At 69.9% G+C, this 26,678-nt stretch carries 24 protein-coding genes; 23 read left to right on the forward strand and 1 reads right to left on the reverse strand.

Annotation, left to right across the window (positions count from 1 at the left end):
- The first annotated feature begins 141 nt into the window (after positions 1-141).
- The 23 genes from ACZ4SW_RS27550 (at position 142) to ACZ4SW_RS27660 (ending at position 24,702) form a co-directional block, all read left to right on the forward strand.
- A complete protein-coding gene (locus ACZ4SW_RS27550; protein WP_468250980.1) occupies positions 142-1,434 on the forward strand; it encodes a homoserine dehydrogenase in 1,293 nt (430 codons plus the stop codon).
- Between the two features lie 6 nt (positions 1,435-1,440).
- Positions 1,441-2,499 (forward strand): threonine synthase, encoded by a 1,059-nt coding sequence (gene thrC, locus ACZ4SW_RS27555; RefSeq protein ID WP_468250982.1) that lies wholly within the window; start codon positions 1,441-1,443, stop codon positions 2,497-2,499.
- A gap of 257 nt (positions 2,500-2,756) precedes the next feature.
- On the forward strand, positions 2,757-3,674 hold the full coding sequence (gene thrB, locus ACZ4SW_RS27560) for a homoserine kinase (protein WP_468250984.1): 918 nt from the start codon (positions 2,757-2,759) through the stop codon (positions 3,672-3,674).
- Positions 3,675-4,082: 408 nt separating this feature from the next.
- Complete coding sequence (rho, locus tag ACZ4SW_RS27565) at positions 4,083-6,068, forward strand: transcription termination factor Rho (protein ID WP_468250986.1); 1,986 nt, start codon at positions 4,083-4,085, stop codon at positions 6,066-6,068.
- 283 nt (positions 6,069-6,351) lie between these two features.
- Entirely contained in the window at positions 6,352-7,491 is a 1,140-nt protein-coding gene (locus ACZ4SW_RS27570; RefSeq protein ID WP_468250988.1) for an LCP family protein, read from the forward strand.
- A 205-nt stretch (positions 7,492-7,696) separates the two neighbouring features.
- Positions 7,697-7,918: a 50S ribosomal protein L31 gene (gene rpmE, locus ACZ4SW_RS27575; protein ID WP_103838593.1), complete on the forward strand. Its 222-nt coding sequence runs from the start codon at positions 7,697-7,699 to the stop codon at positions 7,916-7,918.
- A 135-nt stretch (positions 7,919-8,053) separates the two neighbouring features.
- Positions 8,054-9,124, forward strand: coding sequence for a peptide chain release factor 1 (gene prfA / locus ACZ4SW_RS27580; protein WP_468250990.1), 1,071 nt, complete (start codon positions 8,054-8,056; stop codon positions 9,122-9,124).
- A gap of 90 nt (positions 9,125-9,214) precedes the next feature.
- Positions 9,215-10,054: a peptide chain release factor N(5)-glutamine methyltransferase gene (gene prmC, locus ACZ4SW_RS27585; protein WP_468250992.1), complete on the forward strand. Its 840-nt coding sequence runs from the start codon at positions 9,215-9,217 to the stop codon at positions 10,052-10,054.
- 55 nt (positions 10,055-10,109) lie between these two features.
- Positions 10,110-10,757 carry an L-threonylcarbamoyladenylate synthase gene (locus ACZ4SW_RS27590; protein ID WP_468250994.1) on the forward strand — a complete coding sequence of 216 codons (648 nt, stop codon included), beginning with the start codon at positions 10,110-10,112 and terminating at the stop codon, positions 10,755-10,757.
- Positions 10,754-11,431 (forward strand): arsenate reductase/protein-tyrosine-phosphatase family protein, encoded by a 678-nt coding sequence (locus ACZ4SW_RS27595; RefSeq protein WP_468250996.1) that lies wholly within the window; start codon positions 10,754-10,756, stop codon positions 11,429-11,431. The genes ACZ4SW_RS27590 and ACZ4SW_RS27595 overlap by 4 nt, the downstream gene beginning before the upstream one ends.
- 184 nt (positions 11,432-11,615) lie before the next feature.
- Complete coding sequence (locus ACZ4SW_RS27600) at positions 11,616-12,839, forward strand: IS4 family transposase (protein WP_468250998.1); 1,224 nt, start codon at positions 11,616-11,618, stop codon at positions 12,837-12,839.
- Positions 12,840-13,125: 286 nt separating this feature from the next.
- Positions 13,126-14,367, forward strand: coding sequence for a serine hydroxymethyltransferase (locus tag ACZ4SW_RS27605; RefSeq protein WP_468251000.1), 1,242 nt, complete (start codon positions 13,126-13,128; stop codon positions 14,365-14,367).
- 126 nt (positions 14,368-14,493) lie between these two features.
- Positions 14,494-15,831, forward strand: a complete 1,338-nt coding sequence (locus ACZ4SW_RS27610) for an MraY family glycosyltransferase (RefSeq protein WP_468251002.1) — start codon at positions 14,494-14,496, stop codon at positions 15,829-15,831.
- Between the two features lie 298 nt (positions 15,832-16,129).
- The gene (locus ACZ4SW_RS27615; protein WP_468251004.1) at positions 16,130-16,567 is read left to right on the forward strand and encodes a hypothetical protein; all 438 of its coding nucleotides are present in this window, start codon (positions 16,130-16,132) and stop codon (positions 16,565-16,567) included.
- Between the two features lie 225 nt (positions 16,568-16,792).
- The gene (gene atpB, locus ACZ4SW_RS27620) at positions 16,793-17,611 is read left to right on the forward strand and encodes a F0F1 ATP synthase subunit A (RefSeq protein WP_468251006.1); all 819 of its coding nucleotides are present in this window, start codon (positions 16,793-16,795) and stop codon (positions 17,609-17,611) included.
- A gap of 79 nt (positions 17,612-17,690) precedes the next feature.
- Positions 17,691-17,930: an ATP synthase F0 subunit C gene (gene atpE / locus ACZ4SW_RS27625; RefSeq protein WP_018571456.1), complete on the forward strand. Its 240-nt coding sequence runs from the start codon at positions 17,691-17,693 to the stop codon at positions 17,928-17,930.
- A gap of 45 nt (positions 17,931-17,975) precedes the next feature.
- Positions 17,976-18,527, forward strand: coding sequence for a F0F1 ATP synthase subunit B (locus ACZ4SW_RS27630; protein ID WP_468251007.1), 552 nt, complete (start codon positions 17,976-17,978; stop codon positions 18,525-18,527).
- A complete protein-coding gene (locus tag ACZ4SW_RS27635) occupies positions 18,524-19,339 on the forward strand; it encodes a F0F1 ATP synthase subunit delta (protein WP_468251009.1) in 816 nt (271 codons plus the stop codon). Before ACZ4SW_RS27630 ends, ACZ4SW_RS27635 begins: the two co-directional genes overlap by 4 nt.
- A gap of 123 nt (positions 19,340-19,462) precedes the next feature.
- A complete protein-coding gene (gene atpA, locus ACZ4SW_RS27640) occupies positions 19,463-21,055 on the forward strand; it encodes a F0F1 ATP synthase subunit alpha (RefSeq protein ID WP_388575723.1) in 1,593 nt (530 codons plus the stop codon).
- Between the two features lie 21 nt (positions 21,056-21,076).
- Positions 21,077-21,997, forward strand: a complete 921-nt coding sequence (locus ACZ4SW_RS27645; protein ID WP_468251011.1) for a F0F1 ATP synthase subunit gamma — start codon at positions 21,077-21,079, stop codon at positions 21,995-21,997.
- Positions 21,997-23,433 carry a F0F1 ATP synthase subunit beta gene (atpD, locus tag ACZ4SW_RS27650; protein WP_468251013.1) on the forward strand — a complete coding sequence of 479 codons (1,437 nt, stop codon included), beginning with the start codon at positions 21,997-21,999 and terminating at the stop codon, positions 23,431-23,433. The genes ACZ4SW_RS27645 and atpD overlap by 1 nt, the downstream gene beginning before the upstream one ends.
- A 285-nt stretch (positions 23,434-23,718) precedes the next feature.
- Entirely contained in the window at positions 23,719-24,096 is a 378-nt protein-coding gene (locus ACZ4SW_RS27655; protein ID WP_103838606.1) for a F0F1 ATP synthase subunit epsilon, read from the forward strand.
- A 159-nt stretch (positions 24,097-24,255) separates the two neighbouring features.
- Positions 24,256-24,702 (forward strand): DUF2550 domain-containing protein, encoded by a 447-nt coding sequence (locus ACZ4SW_RS27660; RefSeq protein ID WP_468251014.1) that lies wholly within the window; start codon positions 24,256-24,258, stop codon positions 24,700-24,702.
- A 67-nt stretch (positions 24,703-24,769) separates the two neighbouring features.
- Here the strand turns inward: ACZ4SW_RS27660 and ACZ4SW_RS27665 are convergent, their stop codons facing one another.
- On the reverse strand, positions 24,770-26,599 hold the full coding sequence (locus tag ACZ4SW_RS27665) for a glycosyl hydrolase family 18 protein (RefSeq protein ID WP_468251016.1): 1,830 nt from the start codon (positions 26,597-26,599) through the stop codon (positions 24,770-24,772).
- Positions 26,600-26,678: the final 79 nt, after the last annotated feature.

Genomic DNA, 26,678 nt, shown 5'->3' on the forward strand with positions numbered 1-26,678 from the left:
CGGCGGAGGGCCGGAAGATCTTCCGGTCTTCCGCCGCTGACAAAATGAAATAAACGTCTCACGATCCGGACCAAAGGCAGAAAGTCCCGTCCGGTGAGTGAGACTGGTCCAACCGTAGACCGCATGAGGAGACGAGGTCGGATGATGCGTACGCGTCCGCTGAAGGTGGCGCTGCTGGGCTGTGGGGTTGTCGGCTCAGAGGTGACGCGCATCATGACGACGCACGCCGACGACCTCGCCGCCCGGATCGGCGCGCCCGTGGAGCTCGTGGGCGTGGCCGTGCGGCGGCCCTCCAAGGTCCGCGAGGGGGTCCCCGCCGACCTCGTCACCACCGACGCCACCGCCCTCGTCAAACGCGGGGACATCGACGTCGTCGTCGAGGTCATCGGCGGTATCGAGCCCGCCAGGACCCTCATCACCACCGCCTTCGAGCACGGTGCGTCGGTCGTCTCGGCCAACAAGGCGCTCCTCGCCCAGGACGGGGCCGCCCTGCACGCCGCCGCCGAGGAGCACGGCCGGGACCTGTACTACGAGGCCGCCGTCGCCGGTGCCATCCCGCTGATCCGGCCCCTGCGCGAGTCCCTGGCCGGCGACAAGGTCAACCGGGTGCTCGGCATCGTCAACGGGACGACCAACTTCATCCTCGACAAGATGGACTCGACCGGCGCCGGGTACCAGGAGGCCCTCGACGAGGCCACCGCCCTGGGGTACGCGGAGGCCGACCCCACCGCCGACGTCGAGGGGTTCGACGCGGCCGCCAAGGCCGCGATCCTCGCCGGGATCGCCTTCCACACGCGTGTGCGTCTCGACGACGTCTACCGCGAGGGCATGACCGAGGTCACCGCCGCCGACTTCCGCTCGGCCAAGGAGATGGGCTGCACCATCAAGCTGCTCGCCATCTGCGAGCGGGCCGCCGACGGGGGCTCGGTCACCGCGCGCGTGCACCCCGCCATGATTCCGCTGACCCACCCGCTCGCCTCCGTGCGCGGCGCGTACAACGCCGTGTTCGTGGAGTCCGACGCCGCCGGTCAGCTCATGTTCTACGGGCCCGGTGCCGGTGGTGCGCCGACCGCCTCCGCCGTCCTCGGCGATCTCGTCGCCGTCTGCCGCAACCGGCTCAGCGGCGCCACGGGGCCCGGGGAGTCCGCGTACGCCGCCCTGCCGGTGTCGCCCATGGGCGACGTCGTCACGCGCTACCACATCAGCCTCGACGTCGCCGACAAACCGGGTGTTCTCGCCCAGGTCGCCACCGTCTTCGCCGAGCACGACGTCTCGATCGATACGGTTCGCCAGCAGGGGAAGGACGGCGAGGCCTCTCTCGTCGTCGTCACCCACCGAGCGTCCGACGCCTCGCTCAGCGGGACCGTCGAGGCGCTGCGCAAGCTCGACACCGTGCGGGGTGTCGCCAGCATCATGCGGGTTGAAGGAGAGTAACCAGCAATGACCCACCAGTGGCGCGGAATCATCGAGGAGTACCGGGACCGGCTGCCGGTGTCCGACAGCACGCCGGTCGTCACGCTCCGCGAGGGCGGTACGCCGCTCGTGCCCGCGCAGGTGCTCTCCGAGCGCACCGGCTGTGACGTCCATCTCAAGGTGGAGGGCGCCAACCCCACCGGGTCCTTCAAGGACCGCGGCATGACCATGGCCATCAGCAAGGCCAAGGAGGAGGGCGCGAAGGCCGTCATCTGCGCCTCCACGGGCAACACCTCGGCCTCCGCCGCCGCCTACGCGGTACGGGCCGGGATGGTGTCGGCCGTGCTCGTGCCGCAGGGCAAGATCGCGCTCGGCAAGATGGGCCAGGCGCTGGTCCACGGGGCGAAGATCCTCCAGGTCGACGGCAACTTCGACGACTGCCTCACCCTCGCCCGGGCGCTCAGCGACAACTACCCGGTGGCGCTGGTCAATTCGGTCAACCCGGTGCGTATCGAGGGGCAGAAGACCGCGTCCTTCGAGATCGTGGACATGCTCGGCGACGCCCCCGACATCCACGTCCTGCCGGTGGGCAACGCGGGCAACATCACCGCCTACTGGAAGGGCTACAAGGAGTACGCCGCCGACGGCGTGGCGAAGAGGACCCCGCGCATGTGGGGCTTCCAGGCCTCCGGCTCCGCCCCGATCGTGCGCGGCGAGGTCGTCAAGGACCCCTCGACCATCGCCACCGCCATCCGCATCGGCAACCCGGCGTCCTGGACGTACGCCCTTCAGGCGCGGGACGAATCGGGCGGCGCCATCGACGAGGTGACGGACCGTGAAATCCTGCGCGCCTACCGGCTGTTGGCCGCGCAGGAGGGCGTCTTCGTGGAGCCCGCGTCCGCCGCGTCCGTCGCCGGCCTGCTGAAGGCCGCCGAGCAGGGCAAGGTCGACCCCGGCCAGACCATCGTCTGCACCGTCACCGGCAACGGCCTGAAGGACCCCGACTGGGCCGTCGCCGGCGCCCCGCAGCCGGTCACCGTCCCGGTCGACGCGGCGACCGCGGCCGAGCGGCTCGGCCTCGCGTAACCAGGCCCTTTCCGGGGGATAACCCTTGCGGGCACCCGACAGAGGGTGCACAGGGGGAGTACGACACGCATCGTGCGCCTCCTGTGCGCCCTATGTCGCCACAGAACCTTCCTTCGATAGGCTGTACTGAACCCGCCCGCCGCATATGCCGCAGCCGCATGTGCCGCGGTGCCGCGCCGCCCTCGCGGCCTTCGGGTCCCTGGTACGTCTTCGAATGTCATTCGACCATCACGCAGCTCAAGGAGAGTCAACGAGCGATGGCCGGTCCAGCGTTCCGCGCCGCCGCCGTCCGGGTGCGCGTCCCCGCCACCAGCGCCAACCTCGGTCCGGGCTTCGACGCCCTCGGGCTCGCGCTGGGGCTCTACGACGACGTCGTCGTCCGGGTGGCCGACTCCGGGCTGCACATCGACATCGCGGGCGAGGGCAGCGAGACCCTCCCGCGGGACGAGAGCCATCTCCTCGTGCGGTCCGCGCGCGCCGCCTTCGACGCGCTGGGCGGGCAGCCGCGCGGCCTGGAGATCGTCTGCGCCAACCGCATCCCGCACGGCCGGGGCCTCGGCTCCTCCTCCGCCGCCATCTGCGCCGGCATCGTCGCCGCCCGCGCCGTGACCATAGGCGGCGACACCCGGCTCGACGACACCGCGCTGCTGGAGCTCGCCACCGAGATCGAGGGCCACCCCGACAACGTCGCGGCCTGCCTCCTCGGCGGCTTCACCCTGTCCTGGATGGAGCGCGGCGCCGCCCGTGCGATCCGCATGGACCCCGCCGATTCCATCGTTCCGGTGGTTTTCGTCCCCGGAAAGCCGGTCCTGACCGAGACCGCGCGCGGACTGCTCCCGCGCACCGTCCCGCACGTCGACGCCGCCGCCAACGCGGGCCGCGCCGCCCTGCTCGTCGAGGCCCTGACCCGGCGCCCCGAGCTGCTGCTGCCCGCCACCGAGGACCGCCTTCACCAGGAGTACCGCGCCCCGGCCATGCCGGAGAGCGCCGCGCTGGTGGAGCGGCTGCGGGCGGACGGCGTCCCCGCGGTGATCTCCGGCGCGGGCCCCACCGTCCTGGCGCTCGCCGACGGCGCGAGCGCCGACAAGGTGGCCGACCTGGCGGGCGAGGGCTGGGCCGCCAACCGGCTGGAACTGGACAGCCAGGGAGCGAGCGTGCTGCCGCTTGCGCCCTGACACACGGTTGCCGGATTTCGAGAGGGGGAATGTTTGTTGGATCCGGTAGTGTTAACCTCAAGTCTGCACCCGACCCCGCCATGGCGAGGTGCTTCGTGTCCCCGTCCGGGACCGACATTCTTCCGGGAGCTTCCCAAGCCGCACTGTGTTCCGTATCACGTACCTGAGCCATACGTCGTACGCGGACACTGAGCGGATTGCAGAGCACGCTCCGGAATCGGCGTGACCGAGCCGCGTGGCACAAAACCGGGTGCCACGGCTTCGGGAAGCGCCAATCACCAGATATCTCCTCCGCCGCTTTGGCGGACCACCGCACCGGCACGGTCCACACAAACCGGACCGAAGCCGGACAGCACAACCGGTCGCCGAGCCAGACAGGCCGACGTCCGCTCCAGGGAAGGACCCTTCGTGAGCGACACCACCGATCTGATGGGCGCACGTGTCGAGGACACCGCTGCCGCGCCCGCCACGGACGCCTCCGCGCCTGCCACCGGTGCCGGGTCCCGGCGGCGCCGCGGTACCGGCCTCGAGGGCATGGTGCTGGCCGAGCTGCAGCAGGTCGCATCCGGCCTCGGAATCAGGGGCACGGCGCGCATGCGCAAGAGCCAGCTGATCGAGGTCATCAAGGAGGCGCAGGCGTCGGGCGGCGCCCCGGCCGCCAAGGCCGAGGCCGCCACCGAGACCAAGCCCAAGCGCCGGGCCACCTCCAGGACGCGTACCGGCGACGAGGCGGCCGCGGCCGAGCCCAAGGCCGGCAAGGCGGACAAGGCCGAGCAGGCCGTGGCCCCGCAGCAGATCGAGATCCCCGGCCAGGGAGCCGGTGACGACGCCCCGGCCGAGCGCCGGCGGCGCCGTGCCACCGCCGAGGCCGGCAGCCCCGAGACGGTCGCCGCCGAGGCGCAGAGCGAGCCCAAGGCCGAGACCCCGGCCCCGCAGAACCAGCCGCAGGGCGACGGCGCCAAGGCCGACGCCGGCGACGGCGAGGGCCGCCGCCGCGACCGCCGCGAGCGCGGCCGGGACCGCGACCGCGACCGCCGTGGCAAGGGCGACGACCAGCAGCAGGGCCAGGGCGGCGGCCGTCAGGACCGTCAGCAGCAGGGCCAGCAGCAGGGCGGCGGCCGCCAGGACCGCAACGCCGGTCCGCAGGACGACGACGACTTCGACGGAGGCCGCCGGGGCCGTCGCGGCCGCTACCGCGACCGCCGTGGCCGCCGCGGCCGTGACGACATCGCCGAGCCGCAGCTCGCCGAGGACGACGTCCTGATCCCCGTCGCGGGCATCCTGGACATCCTCGACAACTACGCGTTCATCCGCACGTCGGGCTACCTGCCCGGTCCCAACGACGTGTACGTCTCCCTCGCCCAGGTCCGCAAGAACGGCCTGCGCAAGGGCGACCACATCACCGGTGCGGTGCGCCAGCCCAAGGAGGGCGAGCGCCGGGAGAAGTTCAACGCGCTGGTCCGCCTGGACTCCGTCAACGGCATGGCGCCCGAACACGGCCGCGGCCGCCCGGAGTTCAACAAGCTGACCCCGCTCTACCCGCAGGACCGCCTCCGCCTGGAGACGGACCCCGGTGTCCTCACCACCCGCATCATCGACCTGGTCTCGCCGATCGGTAAGGGCCAGCGCGGTCTGATCGTGGCCCCGCCGAAGACCGGCAAGACCATGATCATGCAGGCGATCGCCAACGCGATCACGCACAACAACCCCGAGTGCCACCTGATGGTCGTCCTCGTCGACGAGCGTCCGGAAGAGGTCACCGACATGCAGCGGTCGGTCAAGGGCGAGGTCATCTCCTCGACCTTCGACCGCCCGGCCGAGGACCACACCACGGTCGCCGAGCTCGCCATCGAGCGCGCCAAGCGCCTGGTGGAGCTGGGTCACGACGTGGTCGTGCTGCTCGACTCGATCACGCGTCTGGGCCGTGCGTACAACCTCGCCGCGCCCGCCTCCGGCCGCATCCTCTCCGGTGGTGTCGACTCGACCGCCCTGTACCCGCCGAAGCGCTTCTTCGGTGCGGCCCGCAACATCGAGGACGGAGGCTCGCTGACCATCCTCGCCACCGCCCTGGTGGACACCGGGTCCCGCATGGACGAGGTGATCTTCGAGGAGTTCAAGGGCACCGGCAACATGGAGCTCAAGCTCGACCGGAAGCTCGCCGACAAGCGCATCTTCCCCGCGGTGGACGTGGACGCGTCCGGCACCCGCAAGGAGGAGATCCTGCTCGGCGCCGAGGAGCTCAACATCGTCTGGAAGCTGCGCCGGGTGCTGCACGCGCTCGACCAGCAGCAGGCGATCGAGCTGCTCCTCGACAAGATGAAGCAGACCAAGTCGAACGTCGAGTTCCTCATGCAGATCCAGAAGACGACCCCGGCCCCCGGCAACGGGGACTGATCAGGTCGTCACAGCACAGGGCCGCCCCGTCGGGTACGACGGGGCGGCCCTGTGCATTGGCGAGATTTATGCCACAGGTGACCGGTTGTGTGCGGTACGGCCGCTGTGATCCCCGGGGAGGAATCCGCAGGTGAGCGCCTTCCCGCCGGTCTCGTAGTGACCCAGCGTGTTTGCCGGGGCACGTCCTGGACACTCAGCGTTGTGCAACTCTTTCTCCGGTTTCTCCGTCTGACAGAACGGAGCGACCATGGAGCAATGAGAGGTCTCCAGGACTGAGGAGCACATGCCTTCCGAGAGCACGCCGGACGCCGGCATAGCCGACGACGCCACGGCGCTGCGCCCGCGCCGCGGCGGCAAGGGCCGCCGCCGCAAGCCCCGCAGCGCCGGACACAGGGCGCTCGTGGCCACCGCCTGGAGCGCGGCGGGGATCCTGCTGCTCGGCGGCACCGGCGCCGGTTACCTGTACTTCAAGCTCAACGGCAACATCAAGAGCGTCGACATCAACCAGGCGCTCGGCGGCGACCGGCCCCAGAAGGCCGACAACGGCTCCGAGAACATCCTGGTCCTCGGCTCGGACACCCGTTCCGGCGCCAACAGGAAGCTGGGCGGCGGCACCGACGACGGCACCGGGCGCTCCGACACGGCGATGATCGTGCACCTGTACAAGGGCCACAAGCAGGCCAGCGTCGTCTCCATACCGCGCGACACCCTCATCGACCGGCCCGCGTGCACCGACCCCAAGGGCGTCACCCACGCCGCGGCCCCCGGCTCCATGTTCAACGAGGCCTACTCCGTCGGCGGCGCCACCTGTGCCGTGAAGACCGTGGAGTCGATCACCGGCATCCGTATGGACCACTACATCGAGGTCGACTTCGCCGGCTTCGAGAAACTGATCGACACACTCGGCGGCGTCCAGGTGACCACCACCAAGGACATCCACGACAACAGCAGCCACCTCGACCTGAAGGCCGGCACGCACACCCTCGACGGGCAGCAGGCACTCGGCCTGGTCCGCACCCGGCACGGCGTGGGCGACGGCTCCGACCTCGGGCGCATCCAGCTCCAGCAGGCGTTCATCAAGGCCCTGGTCACCCAGGTGGAGCACATCGGCGTGCTGACCAGCCCGACGAAGCTGTACAACCTCGCCGACACCGCGACGAAGTCGGTCACCACCGACTCCGACCTGGCCTCCGTCAAGGACCTGGCGTCCTTCGCCGAGGGGCTCAAGGGCATCAGCACCTCGCACATGAACATGGTCACGATGCCGGTGCAGTACGACCCGGCGAACCCGAACCGGGTGCTGCTGGACACGGCCAAGGCGCGGCTGATGTGGAACGCGCTGAAGAACGACCAGCCGATTCCCGCGGCGGCCACGCGGGGCACGGCCACGGGTGAGGCCAGGGGAGTCGTGACCTCGTCCTGAGGCGCACCCGGCGGTGTGGCCGAGCGGGGCGGGTCGCGCCGACCCGGCGGCTGGGCGGCGCCGTCCGCCGTGGCGGGAATACCCCGCCCGTCCCCCCGGTTTTGGGGGATGGCGCCAGTCCTGGCAGACTGGTACGTCGGCTCCGGTTCACGCTTCCGCATCCCGTGGCTGCGACCCGGCGCCCTCCCGGAAACTAGGAGACACCTTGAAGCGCGACATCCACCCCGCGTACGTCGAGACGCAGGTCAGCTGCACCTGCGGCGCGTCGTTCACCACCCGTAGCACCATCGAGTCCGGCACCATCCGGGCCGAGGTCTGCTCCGAGTGCCACCCGTTCTACACGGGCAAGCAGAAGATCCTCGACACCGGTGGCCGTGTGGCCCGCTTCGAGGCCCGCTTCGGCAAGGCTGCCGCTGCCAAGAAGTAGCGAGCCCACAGCGCCGGTCCCCGGTGCCTCCCTTCGCCGGGGGCACCGGGGCCGGCGCTTTGCGGTGCAGCCATTGTTCGTCGTACACACGTCCCCGTGCCCCGGCCGGGCAGGGGGCACTTCAGGGAGCCGGAGATGTTCGAGGCGGTCGAGGAACTGGTCGGTGAGCACGCCGACCTGGAGAAGAAGCTCGCGGATCCATCGATCCACGCCGACCAGGCGGGCGCGCGCAAGCTGAACAAGCGCTACGCCGAGCTGGGCCCCATCGTCGCCACGTACCGCTCCTGGAAGCAGACCGGCGACGACATCGAGACCGCACGCGAACTCGCCGCCGACGACCCCGACTTCGCCGCCGAGGTCAAGGAGCTGGAGAAGCAGCGCGAGGAGCTGACCGAGAAGCTGCGCCTGCTGCTCGTCCCGCGCGACCCCAGCGACGACAAGGACGTCATCCTCGAGATCAAGGCGGGCGCGGGCGGCGACGAGTCCGCCCTGTTCGCTGGCGATCTGCTGCGCATGTACCTGCGCTACGCCGAGCGCGTCGGCTGGAAGACCGAGATCATCGACTCCACCGAGTCCGAGCTCGGCGGCTACAAGGACGTCCAGGTCGCGGTGAAGGCCCGCGGCCAGGTCGAGCCCGGCCAGGGCGTATGGGCCCGGCTGAAGTACGAGGGCGGGGTGCACCGGGTGCAGCGCGTGCCCGCGACCGAGTCCCAGGGCCGCATCCACACCTCCGCGGCCGGTGTCCTCGTCACCCCCGAGGCGGAGGAGGTCGACGTCGAGATCAACCCGAACGACCTCCGGATCGACGTCTACCGGTCCTCGGGCCCCGGCGGCCAGTCCGTCAACACCACCGACTCCGCGGTGCGCATCACGCACCTGCCGACCGGCGTCGTCGCCTCCTGCCAGAACGAGAAGAGCCAGCTGCAGAACAAGCAGCAGGCGATGCGTATCCTGCGCTCCAGGCTGCTGGCCATGGCGCAGGAGGAGGCGGAGAAGGAGGCCGCCGACGCCCGGCGCAGCCAGGTCCGCACCGTCGACCGCTCCGAGAAGATCCGCACGTACAACTTCCCGGAGAACCGCATCTCGGACCACCGCGTCGGCTTCAAGGCGTACAACCTGGACCAGGTCCTGGACGGCGACCTCGACGCGGTCATCCAGGCCTGCGTCGACGCGGACTCGGCCGCCAAGCTCGCCGCCGCCGCGTAAGGCGCCGTACCAGCCGACGAGGCCCGTACACAGCACCGGAGGACCAGCGTGCAGCAATTCGATGGGGGGCGACCCCCGAACCCCCGCAGCGTGCTGCTCGCGGAGGTGGCCCAGGCCACCCAGCGGCTGGCCGACGCCGGCGTGCCCTCGCCGCGCAACGACGCGGAGGAGCTCGCCGCGTTCGTGCACGGGGTCAAGCGGGGCGAGCTGCACTCCGTGAAGGACGCCGACTTCGACGCCCGCTACTGGGAGGTCGTCGCACGCCGGGAGCAGCGCGAGCCGCTCCAGCACATCACCGGGCGGGCCTACTTCCGGTACCTGGAACTCCAGGTCGGTCCCGGCGTGTTCGTGCCGCGCCCGGAGACCGAGTCGGTCGTCGGCTGGGCCATAGACGCCGTACGGGCCATGGACGTCGTCGAGCCGTGCATCGTGGACCTGTGCACCGGCTCCGGCGCCATCGCGCTCGCGCTCGCCCAGGAGGTGCCGCGCTCCCGCGTCCACGCCGTGGAGCTGTCCGAGGACGCCCTGCAGTGGACGCGCAAGAACATGGCGGGCTCCAGGGTCGACCTGCGCCAGGGAGACGCCCGGGACGCCTTCCCCGACCTGAACGGCCAGGTCGACCTGGTGATCTCCAACCCGCCGTACATCCCGCTCACCGAGTGGGAGTACGTGGCGCCCGAGGCCCGGGACTACGACCCGGAGATGGCCCTGTTCTCCGGTGAGGACGGCCTGGACCTGATCCGGGGCATCGAGCGCACCGCCCACCGGCTGCTGCGCCCCGGCGGCGTCGTCGTCATCGAGCACGCCGACACCCAGGGCGGCCAGGTGCCGTGGATCTTCACCGAGGAGCGGGGCTGGGCCGACGCGGCCGACCACCCCGACCTGAACAACCGCCCGCGCTTCGCGACCGCCCGCAAGGCGCTGCCGTGAGCATCCCCCAGACTCTTTTCCCGCAGCAGTACGTGTACGAGGAGGCCAGCTGACAATGGCACGGCGATACGACACCAACGACGCGACCGACCGCGCGACGGGTCTGCGTGAGGCCGCATCCGCCGTCCGCCGGGGCGAACTCGTGGTGCTGCCGACCGACACGGTGTACGGCATCGGCGCCGACGCGTTCTCCGCGGAGGCCGTGGCCGACCTGCTCCAGGCCAAGGGCCGTGGCCGCAACATGCCCACGCCCGTCCTGATCGGCTCCCCGAACACGCTGCACGGCCTCGTCACGGACTTCTCCGAGATGGCGTGGGAGCTGGTGGACGCGTTCTGGCCGGGCGCCCTCACGCTCGTCACCAAGCACCAGCCGTCGCTGCAGTGGGACCTGGGGGACACCCGGGGCACCGTCGCCGTGCGGATGCCGCTGCACCCGGTCGCGATCGAACTGCTGACGGAGGTCGGGCCCATGGCGGTCTCCTCCGCCAACCTCACCGGCCACCCCGCGCCGGAGACCTGCGACGCCGCGCAGGAGATGCTCGGCGACTCCGTCTCCGTCTACCTGGACGGCGGGCCGACGCCCGGGAACGTGCCGTCGTCGATCGTCGACGTCAGCGGCAAGGTGCCCGTGCTGCTGCGCGAGGGCGCCCTGTCGCCGGACGAGCTGCGCAAGGTGGTACCCGACCTCGAGGTGGCGAATTGACGGCCCCTGACGCGGGGCGTGGCATAGGCAACGGGGACGGGACGGGGCAGCCGGTGCAACCGGGGCTGCCCCGCGACACCTTCCGCATCCTCCACGTCAGCACCGGCAACGTGTGCCGCTCGCCGATCACCGAGCGGCTGACCCGGCATGCCCTGGCGGACCGGCTCGGCGACCCGCTGTGGGGCGGGCTCATCGTGGAGAGCGCGGGCACCTGGGGCCATGAGGGCGCGCCCATGGAGGCGAACGCGGAGGCGGTCCTCGCGGACTTCGGCGCGGACGCCTCCGGCTTCGTGGGGCGGGAGCTGCTGGACGAGCATGTGATCAGGGCCGACCTGGTGCTGACCGCCACGCGGGACCACCGGGCGCAGGTGATCTCCATGGGGCACTCGGCGGGGCTGCGCACGTTCACGCTGAAGGAGTTCACGCGGCTGGTGCGGGCGATAGACCCGGCCACCCTGCCGCCGCTGGAGGACGGTGTGGTGGCCCGTGCGCGGGCGCTGGTGCGTGCTGCGGCCGCTCTACGCGGGTGGCTGCTGGCGCCCACGGCGGAGGCGGACGAGGTGTACGACCCGTACGGGGCGCCGCTGCCGTTCTTCCGGTCGATCGGGGACGAGATCCATCAGGCGCTGGAGCCGGTGGTGACGGCGCTGACGGGGGTTCCGGCGCGGACGTAGGGCGCCGTGGCTTTCGGGTGCCCGGGGGTGTGCGGTGCCCCGGGGGTGCGGTTGCCCGGGGGTTGGTCGCGCAGCCCGGCGCTCGCAGGGTGCTGGCTGCGCCCACCCGTGCCGCCCTGGGGGTCCCCCCAGGCCGTTAAGGCCAATGCCGTTGCTTTTGAGGCTGTCGGCCGGTTGAGCCGGTGTGCTGATATCCCGTCTGGAGCGACTGGGGCTGGGCGTCTTGACCCGGTCGTGCCCGCCAGAGCTGGTGGACCGGGTGGTCGGCGAGGCCGGTCGCTCGGAGAAGCGCCGGCGTCTGTTGTCTGCCCGGTTCACGGTGTACTTCGTGCTGGCGATGTGCTTGTTCCCACAGGCCGACTACCTGGAGGTTCTGCGCCTGGTGAAGGCGGGAGACCCAGGACTGCGTTCCTGGACCGGGGTCAACAAGTCCTCGCTGACCAGGGCCCGGCAACGGCTGGGATGGACCGTGATGCAGCAACTGTTCCGGGCCGTGGCCCGGCCACTCGGCAGGGAAGACGATCTCTTCCACGGGCTGCGGGTGCTGGCCCTGGACGGGACACTGCTGGCCGTGCCGGACTCCGCGGCGAACAACGACGCCTTCGGCAAGTCGGGATCAGCGCGCAGTCCGATGGGGTATCCGCAGGCCAGGGTGGTCGCGGTCGCCGAGTGTTCCTCCCATGCCGTGCTCGACGCCGTGGTCGGCGGGTTCAAGGAGTCCGAGCGGATCGTCTCCGACGCCCTGGACGCCCATGGCGGGACCGGCACGCTGTTACTGGCCGACCGTGGGCTGTGGGGTCTGGTCCGTTGGCACAGGCTGCGAGACCAGGGCACGCACCTGCTGTGGCGGATCGAGCGACGCAAGGCCCGCCGAGTGATGGACGTGCTGCCCGACGGCAGCTACCTCGCCCGGATCGAGGCGAACAAGCACAGCAAGGCGGCCGGAACCGTCAAGGCACCACCGGCCCTGGTCCGGGTGATCGAGTACCGCGTCGACGGCCAGGCCGACATCGTCCGGCTGATCACCAGTCTCACCGACCACGGAAAGTACCCGGCCGCCGAGCTGGCCGCGCTCTACGCCCGGCGCTGGGAGATCGAGCTGGTCTTCGACGAGATCAAGACCCACCAGCGCGGCAGACCGGTCCTGAGGTCGCAGACGCCGGACGGGGTGCGGCAGGAGATCTACGCGCACCTGATCGTCCACCATGCCACCCGGGACCTGCTGAACGAGGCCGCCAGGCTTCACCGGAGCACCGCCGAGCAGACCTCGTTCACCAGGGCCCTGCACGTCGTCCGTCGCATGGTGACCTCACCGAGCGGCTTTTCCCCCCTCCGCCCGCAGACGGGACCGGCACCTCGGGCTCGCCGAGATCGGCCGGAGTCTGTTACCCCGCCGTCGGTCCCGTGACTGCCCCCGCAAGATCCGCTCCTGCATCACCCCGTACGGCAGCAAGGCCCCTGGAGAGCCCGCAAGCCACCGCCGCTCCCCGGTCGTCATCACCCTGAATCACCGATGGCACGACCACTAAAGCAACGGCATTGCCGTTAAGGCACTGGGGGAGGCACGACTGCCCGCAGCCACGGCGGGCGCCGCCTCAGCGGCACGTGTGCCGGATGCGGTGGTGATACCGGGCGTCCCACCCGCCCCCGGCCTACATTGGACCTACGACCCCGTCGGCGCCCGGGAGCTCAGCATGGTGGTCATCCCTACCCTCGAGACCGACGTCCTGCGGCGGCAGGACCCCGAGATGGCCGAGCTCCTGTTCGGGGAGCTGGCGCGCCAGTCGACGACCCTGCAGCTCATCGCCGCCGAGAACTTCACCTCGCCGGCCGTGCTCGCCACCCTCGGTTCCGCGCTCGCCAACAAGTACGCCGAGGGATACCCGGGCGCCCGGCACCACGGCGGGTGCGAGATCGTCGACGTCGCCGAGCGGCTCGCCGTGGAGCGGGCCAAGGCGCTCTTCGGTGCCGAGCACGCGAACGTGCAGTCACACTCGGGATCGTCCGCGATGCTCGCCGCGTACGCCGCCCTGCTCCGTCCGGGCGACACCGTCCTCGCCCTCGGGCTGCCGCACGGCGGTCACCTCACGCACGGCTCGCCCGCCAACTTCTCCGGCCGCTGGTTCGACTTCGTCGGCTACGGGGTGGACGCCGAGTCCGGGCTCATCGACCACGAGCAGGTCCGCACCCTGGCCCGTGCGCACCGCCCCAAGGCCATCGTCTGCGGCTCCATCGCCTATCCCCGCCACATCGACTACGCCTTCTTCCGGGAGGTCGCCGACGAGGTGGGCGCGTATCTCATCGCCGACGCCGCGCACCCGATCGGGCTGGTGGCCGGGGGAGCGGCGCCCAGTCCGGTGCCGTACGCCGACATCGTCTGCGCCACCACCCACAAGGTGCTGCGCGGCCCGCGCGGCGGCATGATCCTGTGCGGAAGCGAACTGGCCGAGCGGGTGGACCGGGCCGTCTTCCCGTTCACCCAGGGCGGCGCGCAGATGCACACCATCGCCGCCAAGGCCGTCGCCTTCGGGGAGGCGGCGACGGACGCCTTCGCCGAATACGTCCACCGGGTGGTCGCCAACGCCCGGGTGCTCGCCGCGGCACTGGCCGCCGAGGGGCTGCACATCACCACCGGCGGCACCGACACCCACCTGATCACCGCCGATCCCGCACCGCTCGGCGTCGACGGCCGCGGCGCGCGCGGGCTGCTCGCCGCCGCCGGAATGGTCCTGGACTGCTGTGCGCTGCCTCACGGCGACGCCCGGGGCCTGCGCCTGGGCACCGCGGCGCTGACCACTCAGGGCATGGGCGAGGGCGAAATGGCGTACGTCGCGGCCCTGTTGGGATCCGTCCTGCGCCAGGAGACGGAGGTCAGGGCGGCGCGGGAGAAAGTGCGGGATCTCACGGAGGGATTTCCGCCGTATCCCGGGCGATGAGGGGTAGGCGCGCGTTATACACAGCCACACGTGCAACCATTTTCGCTACCCGTGAGTCCTCAACCATATGCACGCGGAGCTAGGGTGTGGGGCTGAGGATGCCCAGCGAGACCTGTGGGGAAGCCTGTGCGTGAATACCTGCTGACGCTCTGCATCACGGCCGCGGTGACGTATCTGCTGACAGGGCCGGTACGCAAGTTCGCGATCGTGGCAGGAGCGATGCCGGAGATCCGGGCCCGGGACGTGCACCGGGAACCGACGCCCCGGCTCGGCGGGATCGCCATGTTCTTCGGCCTGTGCGCGGGCCTGCTCGTCGCCGACCACCTCAAGAACCTCAACGAGGTCTTCGCCAAGTCCAACGAGCCACGGGCGCTGCTCTCCGGAGCGGCCCTCATCTGGCTGATCGGCGTGCTCGACGACAAGTTCGAGATCGACGCCCTGATCAAGCTGGGCGGCCAGATGATCGCCGCGGGCGTGATGGTCATGCAGGGCCTCACCATCCTCTGGCTGCCGGTCCCGGGCGTCGGCACGGTCTCGCTCACCCCCTGGCAGGGCACCCTGCTGACCGTGGCGCTGGTCGTCATCACGATCAACGCGGTCAACTTCGTCGACGGTCTGGACGGTCTCGCCGCCGGCATGGTGTGCATCGCGTCGGCGGCGTTCTTCATGTACGCGTACCGGATCTGGTACGGCTACGGGCTCGAGGCCGCGGCCCCGGCCACCCTGTTCGCGGCCGTGCTGATGGGCATGTGCCTGGGCTTCCTGCCGCACAACATGCACCCGGCGCGCATCTTCATGGGCGACTCCGGGTCGATGCTGATCGGGCTCGTGCTCGCGGCCGGCGCCATCTCGATCACCGGGCAGGTCGACCCGGACGCGATGAACCTCTTCTCCGGATCCGAGCGCGAGACGGTCCACCAGACCGTGCCCGTCTACATCCCGCTGCTGCTCCCGCTGACGATCATCGCCGTCCCGGTCGCCGACTTCTTCCTCGCGATCGTGCGCCGCACCTGGCGCGGCCAGTCGCCGTTCGCCGCGGACCGCGGACATCTGCACCACCGGCTCCTGGACATCGGGCACTCGCACAGCCGGGCCGTGCTGATCATGTACTTCTGGTCGGCGCTCATCTCCTTCGGCGCCCTGGCCTACTCGGTCAACTCGGCGTCCCTGTGGATCGTGCTCGGCATCATGGCCTTGAGCGCGGTCGGTCTGGTGCTGCTCCTGCTGCCGCGGTTCACGCCGCGCGCCCCGCGGTGGGCCGAGTCCTTCGTGCCCCCGCGCTACCGCCGCCGGCGCCGCACCGCCGCCAGGCCGCTGCCGGCCGCCGCGTACACCGAGAGCGGGCAGGCGCCCCAGCAGGAGCAGCGCGCCCCGGTCGCCGCCGGCGTCTCGGGGGTCAACGGAGCCACCGCCCTCGGCGCACGTGCGCGTCTGGAGCGCCGCACGGCCGAGTCACCGCGCTGATCTGCAAGGTAAGAATCTGACGAGTGCCTTGCCATTTCGTGGGGGTGCAAAGCGCCGCAATACCAGACAAGGCGACGTTTGATCTGCCCAGACGGGCAGGTTCACTCTCATGTGTGACAGCAGGCACATCACCTAGGTAAAGACCGCATCAAATAGTTTGTGATACGGTTCACGAGAACCCCGGGATAGAGGCGGAGGGTCCGGATGCGACGGGCCCTCGGCGTGAGGACCTCACTCGGCCCGGGACTACGCTCGTCCATGACGACACCCTGCCCCCTGTGAAAGCGGAGTTGCCGCCATGCCGTCCAATGACGTCCGGAACCTCTTGCAGACCGCTGTGCCCACAGCAGTGGTCGGCGTCGTCGCTGTCGCCGTCAGCGGCGGGGTCGTCGGCGGCAAGGGGGCGATCGGGGCGGCCGTCGGCGTGGTGCTCGCCATCCTCTTCATGGGGGTCGGCCTGTATGTGCTGCAGTGGACGGCGAGGACGCTTCCCCAGCTCTTCCAGGCGATGGGCCTCATGCTCTATGTCGCCCAGCTCCTGCTGCTCATGATCTTCCTGGCCCTGTTCAAGGGCACCACGCTCTTCGACGGCAGGGCGTTCGCGTTCTCGCTCATCGGCGCGACGGTCGTCTGGATGATCGCGCAGGCCCGCGCGCACATGAAGGCCAGGATCTTCTACGTCGAACCCGATTCTCAGACGAGCGAGAGGCCCCAGAAGACGGGGCACCCGTCGTGAGGGGTAGGGCCGGGATAAAGACGTGTGAGATCTCCTGCTATCGTCCGGTGCCAACTGCGGCATCGCGGGCGCGGGCATCTGAGCTGACGCGTGCTCTATCGCGAGGCTCGATGCCCCCCAGCCGCCCCCACATCCGTAACACCAGTCCGGTGCCGATCCGCGGCTGCGCGCCGCGCCGACACAACGAGGTTGCCGTATCCATGCGCCACGCCGAAGGAGCCCGCGGTGAGTGCTGACCAGACCACGCTCGCCTTTGACTGGAGTTGCCGCGTCTTCGCCGAGAACGGCTGCGGCTTTCCCTCGCCGGGCCTGAACTCCTTCATCTTCAAGCCGATGTTCACGGTCGGCGGCATCGACTTCGACAAGCCGATGCTGCTCGCCCTGGTGACCACCGTCGTCGTCGTCGGCTTCTTCTGGGCCGCCTTCAGCAAGGCCAAGGTGGTGCCGGGCAAGCTCCAGATGGTCGGCGAGGCCGGTTACGACTTCGTGCGCCGCGGCATCGTCTACGAGACGCTCGGCAAGACCGAGGGCGAGAAGTACGTCCCGCTCATGGTCTCGATCTTCTTCTTCGTCTGGATCATGAACCTGTGGTCGATCATCCCGGTCGCCCAGTTCCCGGTGACGTCGATCATCGCCTACCCGGCCGCCCTCGCGGCGATCGTGTACCTGACGTGGATGATCCTGACCTTCCGTAAGCACGGCTTCGTCGGAGGAATGAAGAACCTCACCGGCTACGACAAGTCGCTGGGCCCGGTCCTGCCCCTCGTCGTGACCATCGAGTTCTTCTCCAACGTCCTGGTCCGGCCGTTCACACACGCGGTGCGACTGTTCGCCAACATGTTCGCCGGTCACCTGCTGCTCGTGATGTTCACCGTCGCCAGCTGGTACCTGATGAACAGCTGGCTGGCCGCGGCCGGCGCCGTCTCGTTCGTCATGGCCATGGTCATGATCATGTTCGAGCTCTTCGTCCAGGCCGTTCAGGCGTACGTCTTCGTCCTCCTGGCCTGCTCCTACGTTCAGGGCGCTCTCGCCGAGCACCACTGAGCCCACCGTCCGAACCGCCCCACACCAGACGTCCGGTGGCCAACCCCCACCGGTCCTTGAAAGAGAAGGAAGATTCAGCATGGCTGCCACTGAGACCCTTGCCGCCGTCACCGGCTCCATCGCCTCCGTCGGCTACGGCCTCGCCGCCATCGGTCCCGGCATCGGCATCGGCATCATCTTCGGCAACGGCACCCAGGCCCTCGCCCGCCAGCCCGAGGCCGCCGGTCTGATCCGCGCCAACCAGATCCTGGGCTTCGCCTTCTGTGAGGCGCTCGCCCTGATCGGTATCGTCATGCCGTTCGTTTACACCTACAAGTAAACCGCGGCCGGCGACCCACCCCCTTAAGGGAAAGGCACTGATGACATGCAGCTGACTCAGCAGCTGATGCTGGCCGCGGAGGAGCAGCAGAACCCGCTCATCCCGCCCGGCCCCGAGCTGGTCATCGGCCTCGTCACCTTCGCCATCGTCTTCTTCTTCCTCAGCAAGAAGCTGCTTCCGAACATCAACAAGGTTCTGGAGGAGCGTCGCGCGGCGATCGAAGGCGGCATCGAAGAGGCCGACGCCATGAAGGTCGAGGCCCAGGGCGTGCTCGAGCAGTACAAGGCTCAGCTCGCCGAAGCCCGGCACGAGGCCGCGCGGCTGCGCCAGGAGGCGCAGGAGCAGGGCGCCGCCCTCATCGCCGAGATGCGCGCGGAAGGCCAGCGGCAGCGTGAGGAGATCATCGCCGCCGGTCACGCGCAGATCGAGGCCGACCGCAAGGCCGCCGCGCAGCACCTGCGGCAGGACGTCGGCAGGCTCGCCACCGAGCTGGCCGGCAAGCTCGTCGGCGAGTCCCTCGAGGACCACGCCCGGCAGAGCCGCGTGATCGACCGCTTCCTCGACGAGCTCGAGGAGAAGGCCGAGGCCGCGCGATGAACGGAGCGAGCCGCGAGGCACTGGCAGCCGCACGCGAGCGTCTCGACGCGCTCACGGACGCGACGTCCGTGGACGCGGCGCAGCTCGCCGACGAGCTGGCCGCCGTCACCGCGCTGCTCGACCGCGAGGCGTCGCTGCGTCGGGTTCTCACCGACCCGGCGCAGGCCGGCGACGCCAAGGCCGGGCTGGCCGAGCGTCTGCTCGGCGGCCAGGTCGGCGGGCCGGTCGTGGACCTGCTGTCCGGCATGGTGCGCTCGCGCTGGTCGCAGTCGCGCGACCTGGTCGACGCGCTGGAGGAGCTGGCGAACCTCGCCGACCTCACCGCCGCCGAGAAGTCGGGCGCGCTCGACGACGTCGAGGACGAGCTGTTCCGGTTCGGCCGGATCGTCTCCTCGAACACCGAGCTGCGCGCCGCGCTCACGGACCGTGCCGTCGGCACCCCGGCCAAGATCGAGCTGCTGCACCGGCTGCTCGGCGGTCGCGCCGACGTCACGACCGAGCGTCTGGTCACGCGCCTTGTGACCGCGCCGCGGGGACGTAGCCTGGAATCGGGAATCGAGTCCCTGTCCAAGCTGGCCGCCGCCCGGCGTGGCCGCCTGGTCGCCGTCGTCACCTCGGCGGTCCCGCTGAGCGACTCCCAGAAGCGGCGCCTCGGTGCCGCACTGGCCAAGCTCTACGGCCGCCAGATGCACCTCAACCTCGACGTCGACCCCGAGGTCGTCGGGGGGATCCGGGTGCAGGTCGGTGACGAGGTCATCAACGGCGCGATCGCGGACCGACTCGAGGACGCCGGCCGCCGCATGGCGAGCTAGCACCAACCGCATACGCAGTACTACGGCCCGAGTTGGGCCGTGCAGAGGATGCAGAGTTTCTGGGGGGCGCCCCCAGAACCCCCACAGAAACTTCGGGCCCAACAAGGAGAGCAGGGAACCCAGATGGCGGAGCTCACGATCCGGCCGGAGGAGATCCGGGACGCGCTGGAGAACTTCGTCCAGTCGTACAAGCCGGACGCGGCCTCGCGCGAGGAGGTCGGCACTGTCACGTTCGCCGGTGACGGCATTGCGAAGGTCGAGGGCCTGCCCTCGACCATGGCCAACGAGCTGCTGAAGTTCGAGGACGGCACCCTCGGCCTCGCCCTCAACCTCGAGGAGCGGGAGATCGGTGCCATCGTCCTCGGCGAGTTCAGCGGCGTCGAGGAGGGCCAGCCGGTGCAGCGCACCGGTGAGGTGCTCTCCGTGGCCGTCGGCGAGGGCTACCTCGGCCGCGTCGTCGACCCGCTCGGCAACCCGATCGACGGCCTCGGCGAGATCGAGACCGAGGGCCGCCGCGCCCTCGAGCTGCAGGCCCCCACGGTCATGCAGCGCAAGTCGGTGCACGAGCCGATGGAGACGGGCTACAAGGCCGTCGACGCGATGACCCCGATCGGCCGTGGCCAGCGCCAGCTGATCATCGGTGACCGCCAGACCGGCAAGACCGCCCTGGCGATCGACACGATCATCAACCAGCGCGACAACTGGCGCACCGGCGACCCGAAGAAGCAGGTCCGCTGCATCTACGTCGCCATCGGCCAGAAGGGCTCCACCATCGCCGGCGTCCGCCGCGCGCTGGAGGAGAACGGCGCGCTGGAGTACACGACGATCGTCGCCGCCCCGGCGTCCGACCCGGCCGGCTTCAAGTACCTGGCGCCCTACACCGGTTCCGCCATCGGCCAGCACTGGATGTACCAGGGCAAGCACGTCCTGATCATCTTCGACGACCTGTCGAAGCAGGCCGACGCCTACCGTGCCGTGTCCCTGCTGCTGCGCCGTCCGCCGGGCCGCGAGGCCTACCCGGGCGACGTCTTCTACCTGCACTCCCGCCTGCTGGAGCGCTGCGCCAAGCTCTCCGACGACATGGGCGCCGGCTCGATGACCGGTCTGCCGATCGTCGAGACCAAGGCCAACGACGTCTCGGCGTTCATCCCGACCAACGTCATCTCCATCACCGACGGCCAGTGCTTCCTGGAGTCCGACCTGTTCAACGCCGGTCAGCGCCCGGCCCTGAACGTCGGTATCTCGGTCTCCCGCGTCGGTGGCTCCGCCCAGCACAAGGCGATGCGGCAGGTCTCCGGCCGTCTGCGCGTGGACCTCGCCCAGTTCCGTGAGCTGGAGGCGTTCGCCGCCTTCGGTTCCGACCTGGACGCCGCGTCGAAGGCGCAGCTGGAGCGCGGTTCGCGCATGGTCGAGCTGCTGAAGCAGAACCAGTACGAGCCGATGGCCACCGAGGACCAGGTCGTCTCCATCTGGGCCGGCACCAACGGCCGTATGGACGACGTCCCGGTCGCCGACATCCGCCGCTTCGAGAAGGAGCTCCTCGACTACCTGCACCGCAAGGAGCAGGGTCTGATGACCTCCATCAAGGAGGGCGCCAAGATGTCGGACGACACCATCCAGGCGATCGACGACGCCGTCGCGGAGTTCAAGAAGCAGTTCGAGACCTCGGACGGCAAGCTGCTCGGCGAGGACACCCCGGCCGCAGCCGCCAAGTGACGTAAGGAAGGGACCTGACTCATGGGAGCCCAGCTCCGGGTCTACAAGCGTCGCATCCGATCCGTCAGCGCGACCAAGAAGATCACGAAGGCGATGGAGATGATCGCCGCCTCGCGCGTCGTCAAGGCGCAGCGCAAGGTGGCGGCCTCCACGCCGTACGCGACCGAGCTGACGCGCGCGGTATCCGCGGTCGCCACGGGGTCGAACACCAAGCACCCGCTGACGACGGAGTCGGAGAACCCGACCCGCGCCGCGGTCCTGCTCCTCACGAGCGACCGCGGCCTGGCCGGCGCCTTCAACTCCAACGCCATCAAGACGGCGGAGCAGCTGACCGCGCGACTGGAGCGCGAAGGCAAGCAGGTCGACACGTACATCGTCGGCCGGCGCGGTGTGGCCCACTACAACTTCCGTGAGCGCAAGATCGCGGAGTCGTTCACGGGCTTCACCGACGACCCCTCGTACGCGGACGCCAAGAAGGTCGCGGCCCCCCTGATCGAGGCCATCGAGAAGGACACCGCGAACGGTGGCGTGGACGAGCTGCACATCGTCTACACGGAGTTCGTGTCGATGATGACGCAGACGGCCCTCGACGCCCGCCTGCTGCCGCTCAGCCTCGACGAGGTGGCGCAGGAGGCGAAGCCTCAGGGTGACGAGATCCTGCCGCTGTACGACTTCGAGCCGTCGGCGGAGGACGTCCTCGACGCCCTGCTGCCGCGGTACGTGGAGAGCCGCATCTACAACGCGCTGCTCCAGTCGGCCGCTTCGAAGCACGCCGCCACGCGGCGCGCGATGAAGTCGGCCACCGACAACGCCGGAGACCTCATCGAGAGCCTCACCCGGCTTGCCAACGCGGCCCGCCAGGCCGACATCACCCAGGAAATCAGCGAGATCGTCGGTGGCGCGAGCGCCCTGGCCGACGCGACCGCGGGGAGTGACTACTAATGACCACCACTGTTGAGACGGCCACGGCGACGGGCCGCGTCGCGCGGGTCATCGGCCCGGTCGTCGACGTGGAGTTCCCCGTCGACGCGATCCCGGACATGTACAACGCCCTCCACGTCGAGGTCTCCGACCCGGCGAACGCGGGCGAGAAGAAGACGCTGACCCTGGAGGTCGCCCAGCACCTGGGTGACGGCCTGGTCCGCACGATCTCGATGCAGCCCACCGACGGTCTGGTCCGCCAGGCCCCGGTGACCGACACCGGCTCCTCCATCTCCGTCCCCGTCGGCGACTTCACCAAGGGCAAGGTGTTCAACACCATCGGTGACGTCCTGAACGTGGACGAGAAGTACGACGGCGAGCGCTGGCCGATCCACCGCAAGGCGCCGAACTTCGACCAGCTCGAGTCCAAGACCGAGATGTTCGAGACCGGCATCAAGGTCATCGACCTGCTGACCCCGTACGTCAAGGGCGGCAAGATCGGTCTGTTCGGCGGCGCCGGCGTCGGCAAGACGGTGCTCATCCAGGAGATGATCTACCGCGTCGCCAACAACCACGACGGTGTCTCCGTGTTCGCCGGTGTCGGCGAGCGCACCCGTGAGGGCAACGACCTCATCCAGGAGATGTCCGAGTCCGGCGTCATCGACAAGACCGCGCTGGTCTTCGGCCAGATGGACGAGCCGCCGGGCACCCGTCTGCGGGTGGCCCTCGCGGGTCTGACGATGGCGGAGTACTTCCGCGACGTCCAGAAGCAGGACGTGCTGTTCTTCATCGACAACATCTTCCGCTTCACCCAGGCCGGTTCCGAGGTCTCCACGCTGCTCGGCCGCATGCCGTCCGCGGTGGGTTACCAGCCGAACCTGGCCGACGAGATGGGCCTCCTGCAGGAGCGCATCACCTCGACCCGCGGTCACTCGATCACCTCCATGCAGGCGATCTACGTCCCCGCCGACGACCTGACCGACCCGGCCCCGGCCACCACGTTCGCCCACCTCGACGCGACGACGGTTCTCTCCCGTCCGATCTCGGAGAAGGGCATCTACCCGGCCGTGGACCCGCTGGACTCCACGTCCCGCATCCTGGACCCGCGCTACATCGCGCAGGACCACTACAACGCGGCCATGCGCGTCAAGACGGTCCTGCAGAAGTACAAGGACCTCCAGGACATCATCGCGATCCTCGGTATCGACGAGCTCGGCGAGGAGGACAAGCTCGTCGTCCACCGGGCCCGCCGTGTGGAGCGCTTCCTGTCCCAGAACACCCACGTCGCCAAGCAGTTCACCGGCGTCGACGGGTCGGACGTGCCGCTGGACGAGTCGATCGCGGCGTTCAACGCGATCATCGACGGTGAGTACGACCACTTCCCGGAGCAGGCGTTCTTCATGTGCGGTGGCATCGACGACCTGAAGAAGAACGCGAAGGAACTCGGCGTTTCCTGACGGTCGCCTGCGGCGGGCCCCAACCGGGCCCGTGGCAGGTACCGCCTCTTGGTGAGAGGGGTGGAGAAGCGTCCCGCGGGTTCGTACCGCGGGGCGTGGTCCGCCCCTCTCCGTACGCCGCTGCGTCCCCGCGGGGGTCGAGCCGATGTGCGGCCACCGCCGCCCGGCCCCCGCACCTCCGGCCGACGGCCGGGGTGGGCCGAGGCACTTCGGTGCCGCACGCCCTACTAGACTTATGACCCAACACCCGGCACTACCGCCGGGTGGTGACCCGAGGAGCCACCCTTGGCTGCTGAGCTGCATGTCGAGCTGGTCGCCGCCGACCGCCAGGTCTGGTCCGGCGAGGCCACCCTGGTCGTCGCGCGCACCACGTCCGGCGACATCGGCGTCATGCCCGGTCACCAGCCGCTGCTCGGTGTGCTGGAGTCGGGCCCGGTGACCATCCGTACGAGTGATGGTGGAACGGTCGTCGCCGCGGTGCACGGCGGTTTCATCTCGTTCGCGGACAACAAGCTGTCGCTGCTGGCCGAGGTCGCCGAGCTGTCGGACGAGATCGACGTCCAGCGCGTCGAGCGGGAGCTCGAGCGCGCGAAGGCGGAGGACGACGCCGTCGCCGAGCGGCGCGCGGATGTCCGCCTGCGGGCGGCACAGGCGGCGCGCTGACCCCTGGGGGTACCTCCCGGGCCCTTTAGGCTCTGGGGGAGCATGTGATGACGTGACTCAGCCGCGGTCGGCCCGGAGCAATCCGGTGCCGGTCGCGGCTGAGGCAAATCCGGGTGTTTTTTCCGTTCCGTTACCTAGGAGACGAGGAGGTCGGTGTCGATGGTCCTCGCTCTGAGCGTGTGCGGAGTGGTCGTGGCACTCGTACTGGTGGGGCTGTTCGTCTTCGGCCTCAGGCGCCGCCTCATCCAGCGCTCCGGCGGCACCTTCGACTGCAGCCTGAGGTGGAACGTCCCGGAGCAGCCCGACACCAGCGGCAAGGGCTGGGGTTACGGCGTCGCCCGCTACAACGGCGACCGCATCGAATGGTTCCGCGTCTTCTCCTACGCCCCCCGCCCGCGCCGGGTCCTGGAGCGCTCGGCGATCGAGGTGGCCGGCCGGCGCGACCCGGAGGGCGAGGAGGAACTGGCGCTGCTCTCGGACGCGGTGATCCTCGCCTGCCACCACCGGGGCACGCGCCTGGAGCTGGCGATGAGCGAGGACGCGCTGACCGGTTTCCTCGCGTGGCTGGAGGCCGCCCCGCCCGGACAGCGGGTGAACGTGGCGTAGTCGCGTTCGCCCTCCCCCGAACGAGGTCCGGGGGAGGGCGAAGACCGACTGGATCCTCGGGTCTGGCTTATGACAGCCCGTTGCTGAGGGCGCTCACCAGTTCACCGTTGCCGGTGTCGCCGCTGAACTCCCAGAAGAAGGCGCCGCCCAGGCCCTGGTTCTTGGCCCACGCCATCTTCGAACCGATGGTCGCCGGCGTGTCGTAGGACCACCAGTTGCTGCCGCAGTGCGCGTACGCCGTCCCCGCGATGGTGCCGGTGACCGGGCAGGACGTCTTGAGCACCTTGTAGTCCTCGATGCCCTGCTCGTACGTGCCGGCCGCCGGGCCCGTGGCCGTGCCGCCCGGGGCGTCCTGGGTGACGCCGGTCCAGCCGCGGCCGTAGAAGCCGATGCCGATGAGCAGCTTCTTGGCGGGCACACCGATCGCCTTGTACTTGGCGATCGCGTCGGCCGTGGTGAAACCGGCCTTCGGGATGCCGCTGTACGAGGTGAGCGGGGAGTGCGGAGCGGTCGGCCCCTGCGCGTCCCAGGCGCCGAAGAAGTCGTACGTCATCACGTTGTACCAGTTGACGTATTGCGCGGCGCCCGCGTAGTCGGCGGCCTCGATCTTGCCGCCGGAGGAGCCGTCGGCGGTGACGGCCGCGGTGACCAGGGCCGAGGAGCCGAACTTGGCGCGCAGCGCGGCCATCACGTTCCTGAAGGCCGCCGCGCCGCTGGTGTCGCAGGACAGCCCGCAGGCGTTGGGGTACTCCCAGTCGATGTCGATGCCGTCGAACACGTCGGCCCAGCGCGGGTCGTGGACGAGGTCGTAGCAGGACTGGGCGAAGCCCGCCGGGTCCTTGGCCGCGTCCGCGAAGCCGCCGGACCAGGTCCAGCCGCCGAAGGACCACAGCACCTTGAGGTTCGGGTACTTGGCCTTCAGCTCGCGGAGCTGGTTGAAGTTGCCGCGCAGCGGCTGGTCCCAGGTGTCGGCGACGCCGCTGACGGACTGGTCGGCGGTGAACGCCTTGTCGTAGTCGGCGTAGGAGTCGCCGATCGCGCACTTGCCGCCGGTGACGTTGCCGAAGGCGTAGTTGATGTGCGTGATCTTCGCGGCGGACCCGGACGTCACCAGGTTCTTGACGTTGTAGCCCCGGCCGTAGATGCCCCACTCGGTGAAGTAGCCGAGCTTGACCTTGTCCCCGGTGGTCGGGGGAGTGGTGGTGCCGCCGGTGGTGTGGACGGCGACCGCGCCGCTGACGGGGCCGGTCTGGTCGGCGGTGTCACGGGCCTGGACGGTGTAGGAGTAGTCGGTGCCCGCGGTCAGGCCGGTGTCCGTGTACGAGGTGGCCGTCACGGTGGCGACCGTCCTGCCGTCGCGCAGGACGTCGTAGTTCTTGACGCCCTTGTCGTCGGTGGCCGCGCTCCAGCTCAGCTTCACCGAGGTGTCGGTGATGTTCGAGGCGGTGGGGGTGCCGGGCGCCGAGGGGGGGTTGTCGCCGGGCACGGTCGTGCCGCCGTCACAACTCGCACCGTTGAGCGAGCAGTTGCTCGGCGCCCCGGAACCGGTGCCGTTGAATCCGAAGGAGACGGAGGCGCCGGGGGCGAGGGTGCCGTTGTAGGACTTGTTCCTGGCGGTCCAGTGGGTGCCGGAATTGGTGACGTCCGCGTCCCACGCGGAGGTCACGGACGTTCCGGAGGGGAAGTCCCACTCGATCGTCCAGGAGTTGATGGTCGTCGAGCCGGTGTTCCGCACCGTCCACTTGCCTTCGAAGCCGGTGCCCCAGTCCTGGGTCTTGGCGTAGGTCGCGGTGGCGGTCGTGGCGGCCTGGGCGGGACCGGCGGCGAGTCCGACCAGCCCGGCGAGGGGGAGCAACAGGGTCGCGAACCCTGCCGCGGCTCTGTGTCTGAAGCGCATGCTGCGCCTCCCTGTCTTGGGGTATGGGGAGTCGTGGGCATGACTGAGCCTCCACGCCCACGGTGCCGCGAGAATAGAA

It is taken from the genome of Streptomyces sp. NPDC028331 (assembly GCF_055565775.1).